The 17846-nt window shown below is 38.0% G+C and carries 12 protein-coding genes and 3 pseudogenes; 4 read left to right on the top strand and 11 right to left on the bottom strand.

The genetic code is table 11. The annotated features are described in order from the left end of the window. Nucleotides 1–136: 136 nt before the first annotated feature. The 5 genes and pseudogenes from L3081_RS09010 to L3081_RS08990 all read right to left on the bottom strand — a co-directional run bounded on the left by L3081_RS09010 (nt 137) and on the right by L3081_RS08990 (nt 7408). Nucleotides 137–3301, bottom strand: a pseudogene (locus tag L3081_RS09010) (efflux RND transporter permease subunit). 2 nt (nt 3302–3303) lie between these two features. Then, a complete protein-coding gene (locus tag L3081_RS09005) occupies nt 3304–4872 on the bottom strand; it encodes an efflux RND transporter periplasmic adaptor subunit (protein ID WP_242285028.1) in 1569 nt (522 codons plus the stop codon). Further along, nucleotides 4872–6359: a TolC family protein gene (locus tag L3081_RS09000; RefSeq protein ID WP_242285026.1), complete on the bottom strand. Its 1488-nt coding sequence runs from the start codon at nt 6357–6359 to the stop codon at nt 4872–4874. Before L3081_RS09000 ends, L3081_RS09005 begins: the two co-directional genes overlap by 1 nt. Then, nucleotides 6356–6877, bottom strand: coding sequence for a DUF411 domain-containing protein (locus L3081_RS08995; protein ID WP_242285024.1), 522 nt, complete (start codon nt 6875–6877; stop codon nt 6356–6358). The genes L3081_RS09000 and L3081_RS08995 overlap by 4 nt, the downstream gene beginning before the upstream one ends. A gap of 174 nt (nt 6878–7051) precedes the next feature. Beyond that, nucleotides 7052–7408: a CopL family metal-binding regulatory protein gene (locus L3081_RS08990; RefSeq protein ID WP_242285022.1), complete on the bottom strand. Its 357-nt coding sequence runs from the start codon at nt 7406–7408 to the stop codon at nt 7052–7054. 419 nt (nt 7409–7827) lie between these two features. Between L3081_RS08990 and L3081_RS08985 the strand changes: the two genes are divergently transcribed. The 3 genes from L3081_RS08985 (at nt 7828) to serA (ending at nt 10733) form a co-directional block, all read left to right on the top strand. Then, nucleotides 7828–8406: a 5-formyltetrahydrofolate cyclo-ligase gene (locus L3081_RS08985; RefSeq protein WP_242285021.1), complete on the top strand. Its 579-nt coding sequence runs from the start codon at nt 7828–7830 to the stop codon at nt 8404–8406. Between the two features lie 190 nt (nt 8407–8596). Beyond that, nucleotides 8597–9253: a ribose-5-phosphate isomerase RpiA gene (gene rpiA / locus L3081_RS08980; RefSeq protein WP_242285020.1), complete on the top strand. Its 657-nt coding sequence runs from the start codon at nt 8597–8599 to the stop codon at nt 9251–9253. A gap of 229 nt (nt 9254–9482) precedes the next feature. Beyond that, complete coding sequence (serA, locus tag L3081_RS08975) at nt 9483–10733, top strand: phosphoglycerate dehydrogenase (protein ID WP_242285018.1); 1251 nt, start codon at nt 9483–9485, stop codon at nt 10731–10733. 312 nt (nt 10734–11045) lie between these two features. On the opposite strand, the gene maiA is transcribed toward serA, so the two are convergent. From maiA to L3081_RS08950, 5 genes and pseudogenes are all read right to left on the bottom strand, one after another. After that, nucleotides 11046–11684: a maleylacetoacetate isomerase gene (gene maiA / locus L3081_RS08970; RefSeq protein WP_242285017.1), complete on the bottom strand. Its 639-nt coding sequence runs from the start codon at nt 11682–11684 to the stop codon at nt 11046–11048. Nucleotides 11685–12069: 385 nt separating this feature from the next. Beyond that, nucleotides 12070–13632 (bottom strand): annotated as a pseudogene (gene tyrR, locus L3081_RS08965) (transcriptional regulator TyrR). 162 nt (nt 13633–13794) lie between these two features. After that, the gene (locus L3081_RS08960; RefSeq protein ID WP_242285015.1) at nt 13795–14133 is read right to left on the bottom strand and encodes a 4a-hydroxytetrahydrobiopterin dehydratase; all 339 of its coding nucleotides are present in this window, start codon (nt 14131–14133) and stop codon (nt 13795–13797) included. A 37-nt stretch (nt 14134–14170) separates the two neighbouring features. Next, a pseudogene (gene phhA / locus L3081_RS08955) lies at nt 14171–14982 on the bottom strand (phenylalanine 4-monooxygenase). Nucleotides 14983–15211: 229 nt separating this feature from the next. Next, a complete protein-coding gene (locus L3081_RS08950; RefSeq protein WP_338027288.1) occupies nt 15212–16066 on the bottom strand; it encodes a YcjF family protein in 855 nt (284 codons plus the stop codon). Between L3081_RS08950 and L3081_RS08945 the strand changes: the two genes are divergently transcribed. Further along, complete coding sequence (locus tag L3081_RS08945) at nt 16060–16236, top strand: hypothetical protein (RefSeq protein WP_242285012.1); 177 nt, start codon at nt 16060–16062, stop codon at nt 16234–16236. The two genes, L3081_RS08950 and L3081_RS08945, sit on opposite strands and share 7 nt — an antisense overlap. A gap of 137 nt (nt 16237–16373) precedes the next feature. On the opposite strand, the gene L3081_RS08940 is transcribed toward L3081_RS08945, so the two are convergent. Further along, nucleotides 16374–17822, bottom strand: a complete 1449-nt coding sequence (locus tag L3081_RS08940) for a YcjX family GTP-binding protein (RefSeq protein WP_338027287.1) — start codon at nt 17820–17822, stop codon at nt 16374–16376. Nucleotides 17823–17846 lie beyond the last annotated feature (24 nt).

The raw sequence follows: 17846 nt of genomic DNA, 5'->3' as shown, positions 1-17846 counted from the left end.
ATTTCACGCATAAAAAGTCGGCAGGTAACTCTTCCGCCTTTTTTAATACTAATTAAAAATTGTGAAAGCCTAAATAAAGCGCTATCACAAAATACATTTTTTCATCATAACGATATTGCTTTTGACTACTTTGTGTTCAACAGCTTTGTATATCTACACCATTTCTTTGGGTATTCTTTATCGATGACGAGCGCCATAAATAAAACAATGAAGGCAATACTAATAACGTCAAAATAACCGCACTTGCCATACCCCCAACCATTGGTGCGGCAATACGACTCATCACTTCAGAGCCCGTGCCTGTGCCATATAAAATAGGTAAAAGACCAACAATGATCGCTGCTGCAGTCATCATCACTGGGCGAACCCGCATACCTGCACCATGCAGTACCGCCTGAAGTACATGGTCTTTTGTGGTGGTGATTTCTTGGGTATTATGATCCTTAAGCATTTCTTGATAGGCTTGATTTAAATAAACCAACATGATTACTCCTATTTCTACCGCTACCCCGGCAAGGGCAATAAAACCGACACCAACAGCAACAGAAAAATTAAAGCCTTGTAGATACATTAGCCAGATACTTCCCACCATCGCCGGCGGTAAAGTGCCCATGATCATGGCCACTTCAATCACATTTCTGAAATTTAAGTAAAGTAAGATAATAATGATAAATAACGTTAATGGTACAACGTAAGTTAACTTAGCTTTTGCTCTCTGCATATATTCATACTGACCTGCCCAAGCAATTGAATAACCAAAGAGGCAATATTAGGTTGTTCTCAACCACTTTTTGCGCGGCTTCAACATAGGTGCCAACATCAACCCCCTCAATATCAACAAATGCCCAACCATTTAAACGGGCATTTTCTGATTTAATCCCCGGAGGACCGTCCTCAATGAAAACATTTGCAACATCACCTAATGAAATACGTTGACCATTAGGTGTCACAATAGGCAATAAGGATAATGTCTCTGGCGAGTCGCGATAATCTTGCGGATAACGCAAACTCACCGGATATCGCTCTAATCCTTCAACCGTTTTAGTAACATTCATGCCACCAATAGCCGTGGCAACAACTTGTTGAATTTCAGAGATATTTAAGCCGTAACGAGCCGCTTTTGCTCGTTGAATATCAACTTTAACATAACGACCACCGACACGTTCAGAGTAGACCGATGCGGTACCGAGCACATCTTTTAGAATAACTTCCAATTGCTTGCCAATATCTTGAATAACCGATAAATCAGCACCTGCAATCTTGATACCTACCGGTGTTTTGATACCGGTTGCTAACATATCGATACGGGTTTTAATTGGCATAACCCAAGCGTTTGTTACGCCCGGCAGTTTCACCAAAGCATCTAGCTCTTTTTTCAAGCTTTCCGTAGTAACGCCTTCTCGCCATTGGTCATGAGGCTTTAATTGAATAAAGGTTTCAATCATCGTTAGCGGCGCAGGATCAGTGGCCGTTTCAGCTCGTCCTACTTTACCAAAGACGGTTTGAACTTCAGGTATTGTCTTGATCAATTTATCAGTTTGTTGCAATAACTGCCTTGCCTTTCCAATTGATATCCCCGGATAAGTGGTTGGCATATACATTATATCGCCTTCATCAAGGGGCGGAATAAACTCACTACCAATTTTATCTAGCGGATAAAGACCAACGGCAAGTACAGCGAGGGCTGCTACTAAAGTCATTTTAGGAAAACGTAAAACTGTCTTCAACGCCGGTAAGTAGATGAAGGTTAAAAATCTATTCACCGGATTTTTATGCTCAGGTAATATTTTACCGCGAATAAAATAGCCCATTAGAACCGGCACTAAGGTAATCGCCAATGCCGCAGAAGCCGCCATAGCATAGGTTTTGGTAAATGCTAACGGCGCGAACATACGCCCTTCTTGCGCTTCTAAAGTAAAGACAGGCACAAAACTAACGGTGATAATCAGTAAACTAAAAAATAATGCCGGACCAACCTCACTGGCAGATTCCACCACAACTTGCCGATTTTCGTTAGTTAAGGTTTTTCCTTGCGAAGTGAGCCGCTCAATGTGCTTGTGCATGTTTTCTATCATGACAATAGCACCATCTATCATGGCGCCAATCGCAATCGCGATACCGCCAAGCGACATGATGTTCGCATTTAACCCCTGCATATGCATAATGATAAAAGCCGTTAAAATCCCCACAGGTAAACTAACAATTGCCACCAAAGACGAGCGCACGTGAAATAGAAAAACAATACACACCGCCACCACACCAAACTCTTCTAACAATTTATAGGCTAAGTTATCTACAGCTCGCTCGATTAACGCAGAACGATCATACACGGGGATAATTTCAACCCCTTCAGGCAAGCCCTTCTTAAGCTGTTCAAGCTTTTCTTTTACGCCATTAATCACTTGTTGGGCATTTTCACCAAAACGCATAACAACGATACCGCCTACCGTTTCCCCCTCGCCATTAAGCTCAGCAACACCTCGTCTCATTTGTGGTCCTGTGCCAATATCTGCGACATCCTTTAACAATAACGGCGTACCATTTTCATTAACCCCTAACGGAATATTTTCCAAATCTTCAACACTTTTTAGGTAACCAGTTGCGCGAACCATATACTCGGCTTCTGCCATTTCAATAACCGAAGCACCAATTTCTTGATTACCTTCTTTAATTGCCATTTGAATATGCGAAAGAGGAATGCCAAAAGCACGTAACTTGTCTGGATTAATGACTACTTGATATTGTTTAACCATGCCACCAAGCACAGAAACTTCAGAAACACCGGGCACGGTTTGCAGTTCATACTTCAAGAACCAATCTTGAATACTGCGCAGTTGGCTTAAGTCATGTTGACCCGTTTTATCAACTATTGCATATAAATATACCCAACCAACCCCAGTGGCATCAGGCCCTAATTGTGGCCTTGCATCGGCCGGGCAAGTTAGGTGCTACTTGGCTTAAATACTCAAGTACACGCGAGCGCGCCCAATACAAGTCAGTATCTTCATCGAAGATGACATAAACGTAGGAATCACCAAAAAAGGAATAACCACGCACGGTAACTGCTCCTGGAACTGACAACATCGCCGTAGTTAAAGGATAAGTAACTTGTTCTTCAACCACTTGGGGTGCTTGACCGGGATAGTCGGGTTTTTATGATCACTTGCACGTCAGACAAGTCTGGCAAGGCATCAATCGGCGTTTTATTAACCGAATATAAACCGACACCTACCAACAAAACGGTTGCCAGTAATACCAAGAACCGGTTACCGACTGACCAACGAATAATAGCGCTAATCATGACTATTCTCCCTCGCCATCAGCTTTATCCATCGCCATAGCACTAACAATAAAATAATTGCCATCACGAATTTCAAAGGTAAACATCACATAAGCACCAACGGAGAATAAGGACATATCAACACTATCGTCAACGATAAAATCAACAGTTTGTGCTTCACGATCCCATTCAACAATTGCCTCTCTATCAATAGTCACCATGCGATGTTCAACCATGACTGACACCACAGTGCCATTAACCCTAGCTGAAGGCACAGTGTCACTCATGTCCATTTTTTCGGTTGATTCAGCTGAATCAACCATGGCTTGAGCGTCACTCATCTCTTCAATGACACTCATACGCTTAAAATCCGACGATTTACTTGATTCTGAATCCAATAAAAATTGCGCAGAGCTCACGATTTTTTCACCTTCGCTTAGTCCTTCAAGTATCTCAACACTTTCACTATCATAACGTCCGACGCTAACGGCCACTGATTTAAAGCTGCCTTCACCTAAAGCCAAAACCACGCGATCTTGATTACCGGTTCTGATCAGGGCTTCTTTAGGGATCAGTAAAGCACTTTCATCACCCGTAGTATGAATAACAATTTGTGCAAACATATTAGGTTTAAAATATCCCTTTTCATTTTTAAAACGCAGTCTTAATTTTACGGTACGGGTTTTTGCATCCAAGGTTGGATAGATATAATCCACTTGTCCTTGCCATGTCTTACCCGGTAAATAGTCAAGGGTCATGGTAACTGGTGTACCGGTTTTTACTTGACCTGCTTGGCGCTCAAAAACTTCTGCTTCAACCCAAACTTCAGATAAATCGCCAATAGACATTATGGTTGAACCGGGCTTAACAAAGAAACCTTCTCTAATTTTTAAATTTTCCACTACCCCGTTTTGCGGTGCATAAAAGGTAATACGCTGTTGCACTTTTCTTGATTGCTTCAGCTCAGTGATAGCTGATTTTGGCAACTGCAAAGCGGTTAGGCGATTTTGCGCAGCAGTGATTAATCGGCTGTTATTTCTATCTAACGCAAGTAAAAACTCTTCCTGTGCGTTCACTAATTCGGGAGAATATATTTCATACAAGGGCTGATCTTTTTTTACTGGATCACCCGTAGCAGTGACATGAAGTTTTTCAATCCAACCTTGAACCCGTGGATGAATATGTACCAACCTATCTTCATCATAAGTGACATAGCCAACAGTATTAATTTCTGTTTGTAGCGATTTAAAGCTAACTGTACTGGTACGTACACCTAAATTATTGACGACATCAGGTGATATTCGAATGGTGCCTGCGCCTTCATCAGGCCCTTTGCCACCATCGTCGTACACGGCAACTAAATCCATGCCCATTGGCGACTTACCGGGTTTATCACTTTTATAGTTGGCATCCATAGGGGCAACCCAATACAAAGGCTGCTTTTCTGCCGGCGCCATGCTTGTAGCTTCTTTACTACCCGTAGGCGTTAACACATTGTAGGCTCCAAAAGTAACAAGGCTCCCAATAACTGCGCCAAGCACTATACCCACGATGATAGGTTTACTATTTTTTCCTGAGTTGTTAGTACTCATTACTTCTCTCCCACAATAGCAATATATTGGCTACTATTGGTGTCATTGTGTTTATCCATTGTTACTGGCTTAAAGCTGCCATTATTGCTGCCTTTGATACTACCTTTCACGCTACCTAGGAAAAGGTAATTTAATTCAAGGTGTAATTTTTGCTCTTCAACGTCGAGCGCCAATTCATCTATTTCGGCATTTAACACCGCGATACGCGCACGTACGACTTCGGCAAAATCACCATCATCATTAGTATAGGCCGTTAGTGATGCTTCAGCTTGATCATGTATTTGCGGTAATAACTTCGCTTTGTACAATGCTTGTCTTGCTTTTAAACGTTGCAATCGTCCCTTAGCACTTGAATACGAGCCGAGCAATTGTCTAAGTAATAATAACTTTTCAGTTTTAACTGCTTCCGTTTGAAAAATGGCAGATTGCACTTCTTGATCTTGTTTATTTTCAGTAAAAAGTGGAAGATCAAAAGTAACGCCAACAGAGAATAAATCAGCTCGACTTCTCCCCATCGGATCATCAGCACGATAGCCATAACTCGCACTTACGCCCCATTCTGGCTGATACTTTTGCTCGGCGAGTTGAATACCGGCTTTTGTGGCACTCACTTTCTTATCAATAGCGAGTACAGATGGATGCTTGCTAAAGTAATGCACTAATTGTTCTGCTTTTAACCAATGTTGGCTATCAATAACCTTAGTAGCGAATAAGCCTATTTGTGGCAGCTGTTGACTTAACACCATGTCATGCAAATAAATATCTTTAAGCAGAATATCTTCGGCTGACTCATCACTTGTGGCAAATTTAGTTAACCATTGCGATAACATGCCTTGATATTGATTTTGTTGTTGAGCTAATTTTTCTAATCTATCTTCTAATCGAGTCAATTCCGCCTGCGCTCTAACAATATCTTGTTGGCGGGTTTTTCCTAATGCTGAGGAATAACTCGCTTGGGCAACATCGGCTAGTTGTTCAAACAGTGATCTGTTTTTTTCAATGAGGGCAATACTCTGTTGTACTCTATAGGCATCTAACCACAAACTACCGACAGTCACCGCAACCTTTGCTTCTCGATTTTTTCGTTGAAAAGGAAAGGCTTCACTTTCAATGCTCAGCTGCCGGCTTTTAATTGCTAAGGTATCGCCACGAGGGAACATTTGTGCGATACCAATCTTAGCTTGTGTCATCCCCTCTTGAGCAAAATCAAAACCATTGGTGGGTAAATTGGCTAGGCTTATAGTCACTTTAGGATCAGGTAAGGTATTAGCCACACTGCTCATCGATTCAATAGCGCTTTGCTGATGAATATTACCCGTAGCCCATGGGTCATTTTTTTGTGCTGACTTTATTGCTTGTTCAAACGATAAAACACGCTCAACACTAGAAAGAGCTTGCTGCGCAGCAAGAGAGGGAGTTAATAAAACGGCTAATATACCTATCCCGCACTTTAGGTGAAATTTACTTTTAATATGATGTTCCATCATTCGAACTGCTCCTGTGATGTTTGAACGCTCGCATAAACCTCATCACTACCATCAGTCTTCAAAGATAACACTTTATAGGGGTGAAACTTATCATCTACTTCCATTCCTAGGCTACCTAAAGACATGGTCAGTACTGACAGCCCAATAACATCGTCACTGTGTTGTTCTTGCAAAAATTGTTGAATAATTTTTGCAAGAACATGACCTTCAAAAGCGTAACCATCGTTAGAAATGGCGGTATGACAAGAACGATAACACGGTTCAATGCCATGCTTTTCTTTAATGATTGAAATGTCATTTTGGTTATGCGCCTTGGATTGAAAGCTATTGTCATCAATATGGCTGTTCCATTCTTTACAACAGCCACACGTAGGACTCTTATACACGTCTAACATTATCGCTTGCGCCTTCGCAGTTGCTTTTTCAGCTATGACTGCTTCATTGTCTGAACAGTCAAGGATCAAGGTAACTAGCGTCACAGTCGCTAGTATTTTTACAAAATATTTAGTTAATAACATAAGCCCCCCAAAGGGATATCAGTAAATTAATTTAGGTATTAATTAGTTGAGTTAATAAGTAAATTGGCAATTTTTTTTATGGTGTTTAAAATGCGCTTCAATAACGCAAGGATCAAAAAGCCTAATACAGAGATTATTTAAATGAACCAAATTTTGGACACATTTATGCTGTATTTAGCTTAGTATTGGAGGTCTATACAGAGATGTAGGTTGTTGACTTTGTCTTAGGGTTATATAAGAGGGTATTTTTGATGATAAATCTATAATTGCTTTACTGCCAAAGTCTTTCGTTAATGTTGCAAGACTAGAACAACCGCCAGTAAAACAGTTACATGTTTTAACACAACAATCTTCTGTAGAGTCTACTGAACTTGAAGAGTCCATCATCATGCTATGATTACTGTGATCCATCATGGGCATATCGTGTGATTGCTCCTGATCATTCATAACTTTCATACTCATCATCTGATAAGGCATAATAATAGACGCCATTGCCTGACCAACAAAGGTCAAACATAGTAGCAATACCATAAATTTTTTAGAAAAGTTAAAAATCACAAGCAATCAACAGAATATCTCAATTACAGAAAATGATGTCATAGAAGTTAGGGACTTTCAATACACTTTTTGATAAGCACAAAAAGAAGGTAGTGTTATTTTCTTTGTTTTACATGCATTCAGGTTCTCCCTCAAAGATTTATTTTATCGAAATCACATTAGATGACCACATAAATGACATACTGAAACAAGAACTTATCTTATGTAAAGATCAAATATCAAGCAGTTAAAATAACTCGTCGATTAATCAATATTAATATACAATGGAATGACACCAAACTCATGTTTGGGGTTTAAAACGCCAAGCCAAAATAACAAAAAGACTAGGGGCAAAAGCTTCTGGCCTTCCAATAAAATCGTAATCTTATGTCAAAACAAGGCAGTCCAATTCTATGAATTCAAGAGCGGCCCTAAGAACCCTGGTCAGAACACGTAGACAAACACTTTCTTTAGAAGAGCAACAACAGGCAAGTGATCGCCTGATTCAACACTTATCAACTCACCCTAAAGTAAACTCTGCACAAACTATTGCGCTATATTTAGCCAATGATGGCGAACTTAATCCCACGCCTTTTATTGAATGGTGTTGGCAACACAATAAACGCGTTTACTTACCTGTTCTACACCCTTTTTGTTCAGGTCATTTACTGTTTCTTTTATTTGAACGTAACACTCCTATGGTAAAAAATATTTATGGTATTGAAGAACCAACCTTGAATGTAACTAAAGTGTGCCCTTTAGCGCAACTTGATGTGTTATGCACACCATTAGTTGCTTTTGATGCCGCAGGTGCAAGATTAGGTATGGGCGGTGGCTTTTATGATAGAACTTTAACAAACTGGCAACAACATCATGTTTATCCAATAGGCATTGCACATGACTGCCAACAAGTAAAAAAAATTCCTGTAGAGCATTGGGATATCCCCTTACCTGAAATTATCACCCCATCACAACGCTATATATTTATGTAGTGAGTTCCCCTTTAGCCCATGATAAATGACGAACAGATTCACTCTCCCTATTTTTTTACCCTTTAATGCAAAAAACTATAGATTTACTGAAGTTCAGTTCTACTTGATAACTCGTTACTTATTCCTATGCACAATGCTATAATCCGCGCCTTATTACCAAGTTGATCTCTTTCTATTAAAAGGCACAGTAATGACTCAAGATGAAATGAAAAAAGCCGCGGCAACAAAAGCCTTAGAATATATTAAAAATGACACCATTGTTGGTGTTGGCACAGGCTCAACCGTAAATTATTTTATCGATGCGCTAGCAACGATAAAACATAATATTGTGGGCGCAGTGTCAAGTTCTGAAGAATCTAGCAAACGACTTAAAGCGCACGGTATTGAAGTATTTGATCTTAATAATGTTGATGTATTAGATGTGTATGTGGATGGTGCCGATGAAATCACCAAACACATGAGCATGATCAAAGGTGGGGGAGCTGCCCTCACCCGTGAAAAAATTGTTGCAGCAGTAGCTAAACAGTTTATTTGTATCGCGGATGATTCGAAACAAGTAGAAATATTAGGTAATTTCCCATTGCCTGTTGAAGTAATTCCTATGGCCAGAAGCTATGTTGCAAGAGAGCTAGTCAAACTTGGCGGTGACCCTGAATATCGACAAGGCGTTATCACCGATAATGGTAACGTTATTCTTGATGTACATAACTTATCTATAATTAATCCTAAAAAATTGGAAGCTGATATTAACGCTATCGTGGGTGTTGTAACCAATGGCTTATTTGCTAATAGAGGTGCCGATATACTGATACTTGTCGGTGAAAATGGTGTAAACGTTAAGCAATAAAGTTTTTCTACACATTACCAAACTTTTATTAATAGATGCATAACGTTCCAAAAAAGCAAATATTTAGCCTTTTATACTAAATATTTGCTTTAGAGTTTATACACTATATGGTATCTTTATCCCGATTATAGATATCTAGCCATCTAAACGTTTTTATTTAGCTGACTTTTATTTAACTTAAATTTTTATTAACAATATAATACCAACTTAAATAAGCGAAGCCATTCACATGACAACAAACAAAAAATCATTAGCAAAAAATAAGATTAAAATTCTTTTACTTGAAGGTGTGCATCAAAGTGCGCTTGATGAACTAAACGCAAAAGGTTACACAAACATTGAGTATATTAAAACATCACTTTCGAACGATGATTTAATTGATAAAATAGCTGATGTACACTTTATTGGTCTTCGTTCGCGTACTCAGTTAACAGAAGAAGTATTAAGCCACGCTAAAAAGTTAGTTGCGATTGGTTGTTTTTGTATTGGTACAAATCAAGTCAATATTAAAGCTGCTCAAAAGCTTGGTATTCCGGTATTTAATGCTCCTTTTTCTAACACTCGTTCAGTAGCTGAGTTAGTCTTGGGTGAAACATTATTGTTATTACGCGGTATTCCAGAAAGAAGCGCGAAGGCACACCGAGGTGAATGGTTAAAGTCAGCAACAGGATCGTTTGAAGCACGTGGAAAAACGTTAGGAATTATTGGCTATGGTCATATTGGCACTCAACTTGGTATTTTAGCCGAAACCTTGGGTATGCGTGTTCGCTTTTATGATATAGAAACTAAATTGCCTCTAGGGAATGCAAGTCAAGCCCCTTCGTTAGATGCTTTGTTAGCTGAATCTGATGTGGTTAGTTTACATGTTCCTGAAACACCACAAACAAAAGACATGTTTGGTGCCCCACAATTTGCAGCAATGAAAACGGGTTCTATTTTTATTAATGCTTCTCGTGGTACTGTGGTTGATATTGATGCTCTTGCACAGGCCTTATCAGATAAAAAAGTAGGCGGTGCGGCAATTGATGTATTCCCTGTTGAACCTAAAGGCAATCAGGAAGAATTTGTATCGCCATTACGTGAATTTGATAATGTTATTTTGACTCCACATATTGGTGGTAGTACAAAAGAAGCACAAGAAAATATTGGTTTAGAAGTAGCAAGTAAATTGGCTAAATATTCAGATAATGGTTCAAGTTTATCTGCTGTTAATTTCCCAGAAGTTTCATTACCTGAGCATAGATTGCCAGGAGAAACAGGTACTAGTCGATTATTACATATTCACCGTAACCAACCTGGTGTCCTAACAAGCATCAACCAAGCTTTTGCCAAGAACAACATCAATATTGCAGCACAGTATTTACAAACTGATACCCAAATTGGTTATGTAGTTATTGATATTGAATCTTCTGATAGTGCTCAAGCATTAAAAGCATTAAAAGCGATTGAAGGAACAATTAAAGCGAGAGTATTGCATTAATTTTCTTTGATTCACGTGAAGCGAGTAACGAAATCAATTAGCTAAAAGTTAATTTTTTGGAACTCGCCTTTTTTATCCACTTATCAGCCTAGTTAACCTCAACTCGGGTTAAGAAGTTTTTAACTCATTGAAAATTAGTATTTAATTTTCCTCTTATCACTATAATGAGATAGTTTTGCTACTTTAATCCGCAAAATAAGCAAGGCAAATTTACGCGTCAATAGGCGGTCTATTGCAAGTGAATTTAACGAAGAAGTTAGTAAAAATAGCCATTATAGAAAGATTTATTAAGCCGAGCTGAGGTTAGTTACTCTATTGCGCATCAAGTTGATTTTCAGGTAAAGCTAACTGAAAAGCTTCAAGTTTATTGCAATTATCGACTACACGATTTATGTAGGGGTAACCGCTCATATCTACATTAAATCGATTAGCATTATAGACTTGGGCTACTAAACAAATATCCGCAACGGTTATTTGGTCTTCGTAACAATAACAGCCGGCTGTTAGCGCTAATTGTTTTTCTATTGCATTAAAACCTATTTGCATCCAATGATTTATCCATTGAGATTTTGCTTCGTTCGTTATAGATAATTCAGTCGCTAAGTATTGTTGAACACGTAAATTATTTAAAGGATGGATTTCACAGGAAATATCTAGCGCCAATGCTTGAACTTGCGCTTTTGCTTTAATGCAATCTGGGTATAAAGACAAGCCTGACTGTGATGCTTCAATATAATCAATAATAGCTAACGATTGATGTAAAACAAAATCACCATCAATTAAAGTGGGTACTAATTGATTAGGGTTGATAGCGGCATAATTGTCGTAATGCTGTTCACCACCATTTTTCACTAAATGTACGGGAATCGACTCAAACCTAATCCCCTTTAAATGCAATGCTATTCGTACTCGATACGCTGCAGTAGATCGCCAATAACCATAAAGTTTCATAGTATTCCTTAATTCATTACCCAAGATATTTACGCTTTATATTCTACAGCTGTGTAGACTAGCTAATTTCAAGAAAGTCTTCTCGTGAAAACAAGACTAAATTAATGTTAATTCTACGAGTATTTATCTAAAAGCAACAAGTAAACATAAAATAGAGTTAAGTAAGGGATGGCAAAAATTCTTTACATGAATTTTTCCACTTTGTTATAACCAATGATTGTAAAATATTCTCAAAGAACTTATATGGTGCAACTGATTGATAAAAATAAATTTACACACGGTGGTTTATATTTTAAATAAGCGATCATCCCGCCTATTTTGATTCATGCTATTAAGGCGGAATTTTAATTTTTCATTGATTTGTTTAGCGCTACACTGACACTTATTATATTTTTACTGTTTTCTTATTAATATCATATTCCCGTAATTTATTGGCGATGGCGGTATGACTTAACCCGAGTTTTTTTGCTAACTGTCTTGTGCTTGGATATGCAGGATATAGCTTGCGTAATAAATCAGCTTCAAAGTTTTTTACAGCAGCATCAAGCGTACCTTCAAATTCTTCTTCTAAATAACCATGTTCACGTGTATAAGCAGGTAATTGTAAGTGACTGACTTCTATTTCTTTTCCTTCAAGTAATGAAGTTGCTCTCGTGAGTACATTTTCTAATTGTCTTACATTGCCAGGCCATGGGTAGTGCTCAATAAAATCACGACATTCCTCTGTTAGCCTCAAATTCACACGACCAATACGTTGGCCACATGTGCGATAAAAGATTCAGTTAACGGTAAAATATCACTGCGACGCTCCCTTAAAGGAGGGATATTTAGACCAAAAACATTTAAACGGTAATAAAGATCTTCTCTAAATTCGCCTATTGATACTAAGTGAAGTAAATCCTTGTTAGTTGAACTAATAATACGTACATTTACTGTCACTTCTTGCTCAGAATTTACCCTTCTAAAACTACCATTTTGAATAACACGCAATAATTTGCTTTGAAGTTTAGTGGACATTTCACCAACTTCATCAAGAAAAACACTACCACCATCGGCAAGTTCAAAAATACCACGTTTGCTTTTTTCTTGAGCTTTTTCACCTACGCCAAATAATTCTGATTCAGCGACATCATCAGGTAAAGCAGCACAATTGAGTGTCATAAAAGGTTGTTCTGCTCGTTCACTTGCTGCATGACAAGCCCTTGCTAATAACTCTTTGCCTGTACCCGTTTCGCCAATAATTAAAATAGACGAATCAAGTTGAGACATTCGTTTGGCTTCACGAATAACCTTTCTCATCTTTGGTACTACTTGCTTGAATACCTGAAAACGTATTTTCATTAGGTTGCTTAAAGGCATTAATTTGTTGCCCTAAACGTGCTTCTGATTTTAGGATTAGTACAGCGCCCGCTAAAATTTTCTTGTTGCTGTCAGTACTTCCTTCATTAGCCACATGAATTGGCATAATATCAGCTACAAAATCTTCACTTTGAAATTTTAAACGGCGCGTCTGAGCCAATACATCATTACTATCTAACCAACGGGTAAAATTAAAGCCTTTTAGCCATTGGCTGATAGGTTGTCCTTTAATACTTTCGTCGTCAGTTTTCATTATACTGGCAGCAATATTGTTTACAATTCGGATGTTGCCCTTAGCATCAAGAGAAATAAAAGGATCGGGAAAGGTTTTAATTAAAGTGATTAGTTCATTTTGTTCTCGTTCTGAAGGCATATACGGTGCAGTTCGAACATCACCAACGCCTTCTAACAAGCGAAGTTGAGGCATAAACGTTTGTAAGTCTGCGAAACTAAGTTCTGGAATATTGATAAATATTCGACCCTGTTCTTTTAATTCAATACCACGAACATTGATACCATGCTCAACAAAAATACCTAATACTTTTTGTCCCATACCAACACGGTCATGACACGTAATTTCCAAACGCATGTAAACAACCCTTTAAAAGCTCAAAGAAAAACATTGTAAACTATTTTTTACAATAAAAAAGCCTTAACATTCGAAATTGTTAAGGCTTTTGTTAAATTGTCTATAAACATGATTACTTCGTCAAAAGCTATTACACCTACTTTGATGATTATTAAAGATAAATTATACTAACCGATCCGTTTTTGCAGCACAGATAAAGTCATTTTTATGTAAACCACCAATAGAGTGTGTCCACCATGTTACGGTAACTTTACCCCATTCAAGTAAAATTGAAGGGTGATGAAATTCAGCTTCTGCAAGCTCACTAACCTTATTAGCAAATGCCCATGCTAACTTATAGTTTTTAAATATGTACTCACGTTCTAACATCATTACGTCATTACGTACCTGGGGTACCCAATCCGGAATTTGCCCTATCAGCTGTTTTAATTCATCATCGCTTACTTTTGGAGCATCTACATGACACGCTTCGCATTGCTGTGTTGATAGTTCTCTACTCATTATAATTCCTTATTTTTTTGTGTTAACTCATACTGAGTTAAACTTTATCTTTAGGTGAAAATTTAGCATCAAATAAACCAAGTGCTCTTGCTTCTTCAATCAGCACCATAATATCTTCTACGGATAACTCTCTAATACTGTCTAAATCACTGACTTTATTTAGCATAAAGTAAACAGGTTGCATTATATCAATTCGATATGGGGTTCTAAGCACGTCAATAACATTAGCTTTATTTAATGGTCTACGCTCTACACTTTCATCGGTTAATGCGTATTCAGTTTCACTTGGTGAAGATAAGATACCACCACCATAAATCCTTAGTCCTTTAGGTGTATTAAGTAAGCCAAACTCAATTGTAAACCAGTATAGACGAGCTAAAAAAACCCGTTGTTCTTTAGTAGCATTCAATCCCATCTTTCCATACGCTTGCGTATAATTAGCGAAAGAAGCGTTGGTTAATAGTGGGCAATGACCAAATATTTCATGAAATATATCAGGCTCTTGCAGATAATCTAATTCTTCTTGGCTACGAATAAATGTTGCCACGGGGAATTTTTTTCTGACAACAATTTAAAAAACTCACCAAAGCCAATAAGGGCAGGCACAGGGTAACATTGCCACCCTGTTGTAGCTTGCAATACTTTTGAAACCTCACCGAGTTGTGGAATTCTGTCAGTGGGTAATTGTAATAGTGCTAATCCTTCAAAATATTCATCACAAGCTTTATTATCTATATGAGAAAGCTGACGTGAGATCAGCGTATTCCATGTTTTATTTTCTTGCTCTGACCAGTGAATAATACCGTTTTCATCAGCATGTTTAGAAACATACTTGGTGCCTTTTGACATGGCTGTAACCTACTTTTTATTATGAGGGGCTCCCCTTTAGTTACATTTATCTTAAGGTTGGTGTTGAAAAAAAGAAAGCATTTGACTTCCAACGAAAAAACAACAAAAAATCATATCGTAAAATAAGCGTTACAAGTAATGCACGGTTAATATTCCACTTGCACTAACGCGCTTCACAACCGTTCATGTTTACGCTGTAAAATTATTCGTTTAATAGAACAAAGCTAGCTTAAACTTTACGGCTAAGTAAGTTTTTAATGGTTGTCAGCATTTCTTTGCGAACATGACCTAGTTTAGGCTTGTCTTCGAAGGGGATAGGGCGACATAGTTGCATTGTTTTAACGCCCAGACGTGCCGTTAACATACCTGCGCCTAGTCCTTGCGCTAGACGTCCTGAAAGTTTTCCAAGTAAATCCGCACCTATCATATCCGCCCCAAAATCAGCAATCAATTCACTGGCTCCCGCATAAACCATATTAACAAAAACTTGCCTTATTAATTTTATACGACTCCAATAACCTAACTTTAACCCGTACAAACCGACCACTTTATTTATCATTCGTAAATTACGCCATAATATAATCAACATATCAATAATAGCGACAGGACTCAAAGACACTAAAACGACGGCTTCGGTTGAAAACTTGGCTATTTCTGCCATAGCTTTTTCATCCACTTTAGATAACACTAAGCGTGAATAAAGCTGAAGTAATTCTTGGTTAGTATGTGGGCTACTTAATGCATCTTCCCAGACATTCCCTTGTTCCCCTTCTTTTTCAAAACCAAGATCACAAGGCAAATTATCTGTTATTTTTTGACAAAACGTCGCTACATCTAAGTTACCTTCGTGGTGGCTTGTCGGTGCAATACTATCAAATAGTAGGTGATTTGCTTGCTGTTTGAGTTTTTCTCTGCGCTTAAATTGCCTTAATGTTGTCCATTCACTGAACAAACTTGAACAGGCAAGCATAGTTAAACAAGCTAAAATAATGGCATAAATACTGGTAATAATAGGCGACTGAGCAAAGCCAGTTACAAAAAAGTCAAACGTTTCTATCCCAATAAGCACGGTCAATAATGTCAGCGCTATACGCCATAGCCGGCGTGGACGACGTTTGTTACTTTCAACTATACCATCACCTTGGGTTTGCTCATGAAGTACCGGGCAGCTCTGTTTGCTCTTCTATTGGTGGTAATCTTTATTATCAAAGATCACCTGCTTACCTTCATTACTTACTTCAGACGTTTGGGTAAGTTGATTACTCAACAATTCGTTTTCTGAAAACAACACTTGTTGTTGATGCTCTTTTACATCACTTGTATTTTTTTTGAGGTCATATGTTTGAGTTAAGATCCTTTGAATTCATTTTGTTTGAGTCACTTTTGGAGCTTTATAGCATCTTATCTGCTAACAAAAATTGTAATACCTGATCCATACGAATATGAGGTAAGGCTTCATGCTTTGTCATACCACTCATCGGTGAAAAATTGATAAAGTTAAATGCACTTTCTTGCCAAAACTCTTTTTGAGGGAGTTTTTCTGGTACAGATCCAGGAAATAAAGTGATTTTCTCTACAGTCTCTTTGTCTAACGTGTTCTTCAACCTATGTCCTTGAATTACCGACACTTGTTGACCGTTATGAAAGCTCTTTCCTGAATTGGTACTTTTTACTGACGCTATCGCGAGGGTTTTCATTTCAATAGCTTCAAAGTTAATATTATGTTTACTTTGATAAATCAATTGATTTAATAATGAAACCATGGGGGCATGTTGTTCTGCGGTTACATGGTCAGCCTTTGTTGCGGCAAAAAGCAACTTATCAATTTTTGGAGAAAACAAACGCGAAAACAAACCCGATTTCCCATAGCTGTAACTTTCTAAAATCATGTCTATTGCTAACTGCAGATCATCAAAACTTTCAGGACCACTATTTTCAGAACACGCATTCAATGGTGTTAAACAATCAGCTAAAACAATTTGTCTATCAAAACGCATGAAATGTTGATGATAAAACTTTTTAACAACTTCCTCTTTGTATTCTATAAAACGTGCTCTTAACATACCAATAAAACTATCATCTCTGGCATTTTGATACTCATTACCATCAATCTTAGTTAAATTTGGAAAAGGGAAAAACTCTAGGATAGGGGCGCCGACTAATTCAGCCGGTAATATAAAACGCCCTGGTTGGATAACACTAAGACCTAATTGATAACGAAAGGTATGTAATAACTCGGTATACTCTTGGGATAATTGCGCTAATATTTCTTCATCAGCCACGTCGAATGGGTCTAAATTACCAATTTTTTCTAAAAAATCATGAGAATATTTATTACGGGGTGATGAAGTTAACAACGCTTGTGTTTGCTCAGACCATTGCTCATAAGTTTGTTTTAGCATCGGTAAATCTAGCAACCATTCACCGGGATAATCAGTGATATCGAGGGTTAACGTAGCCATATCAGCTGCATACTTTAATATAGATTTTTGCGGTTGATAACGAATAGCCAAACGCAGTTCACTTATACCATGCGTAGGCTCTGGCCATGATGGTGGCTCGGCGGTTAATGAAGTAATTGCTTTGTCATAATCAAAACGGGGAATTGATAAATTTTGTTGAGGCACTCTTTTTGCTGCAATAAAATTACCATTATGAACGGGATCAAAAAAACTTAACTTACTACCATTACCTTCAGTAATTAATTGATTCACTAATGAGGTGATAAAAGCGGTTTTTCCACTTCGACTTAGGCCAGTAACCGCTAAGTTGATATGTTGATCAAGCGTACGATTGAGTATTTCACTGGCTTTATTTTTTAATTTATCTAATCGCTTGATAAAGCTGCTCCGAACATTTATAAG

This window comes from Colwellia maritima (assembly GCF_022669015.1).
Lineage (GTDB): Bacteria > Pseudomonadota > Gammaproteobacteria > Enterobacterales > Alteromonadaceae > Colwellia > Colwellia maritima.
The sequence above is the reverse complement of the archived record's forward strand: the minus strand, read 5'-3'. Positions and strand labels throughout refer to the sequence as shown.

Excerpts from the sequence above, each read along its gene's own strand:
- L3081_RS09005 (WP_242285028.1), bottom strand. The coding sequence starts at position 4,872 with ATGAGTACTAACAACTCAGGAAAAAATAGTAAACCTATCATCGTGGGT.
- L3081_RS09000 (WP_242285026.1), bottom strand. The coding sequence starts at position 6,359 with ATGATGGAACATCATATTAAAAGTAAATTTCACCTAAAGTGCGGGATA.
- L3081_RS08995 (WP_242285024.1), bottom strand. The coding sequence starts at position 6,877 with ATGTTATTAACTAAATATTTTGTAAAAATACTAGCGACTGTGACGCTA.
- L3081_RS08990 (WP_242285022.1), bottom strand. The coding sequence starts at position 7,408 with ATGGTATTGCTACTATGTTTGACCTTTGTTGGTCAGGCAATGGCGTCT.
- L3081_RS08985 (WP_242285021.1), top strand. The coding sequence starts at position 7,828 with ATGAATTCAAGAGCGGCCCTAAGAACCCTGGTCAGAACACGTAGACAA.
- rpiA (WP_242285020.1), top strand. The coding sequence starts at position 8,597 with ATGACTCAAGATGAAATGAAAAAAGCCGCGGCAACAAAAGCCTTAGAA.
- serA (WP_242285018.1), top strand. The coding sequence starts at position 9,483 with ATGACAACAAACAAAAAATCATTAGCAAAAAATAAGATTAAAATTCTT.
- maiA (WP_242285017.1), bottom strand. The coding sequence starts at position 11,684 with ATGAAACTTTATGGTTATTGGCGATCTACTGCAGCGTATCGAGTACGA.
- L3081_RS08960 (WP_242285015.1), bottom strand. The coding sequence starts at position 14,133 with ATGAGTAGAGAACTATCAACACAGCAATGCGAAGCGTGTCATGTAGAT.
- L3081_RS08945 (WP_242285012.1), top strand. The coding sequence starts at position 16,060 with ATGTCAGCGCTATACGCCATAGCCGGCGTGGACGACGTTTGTTACTTT.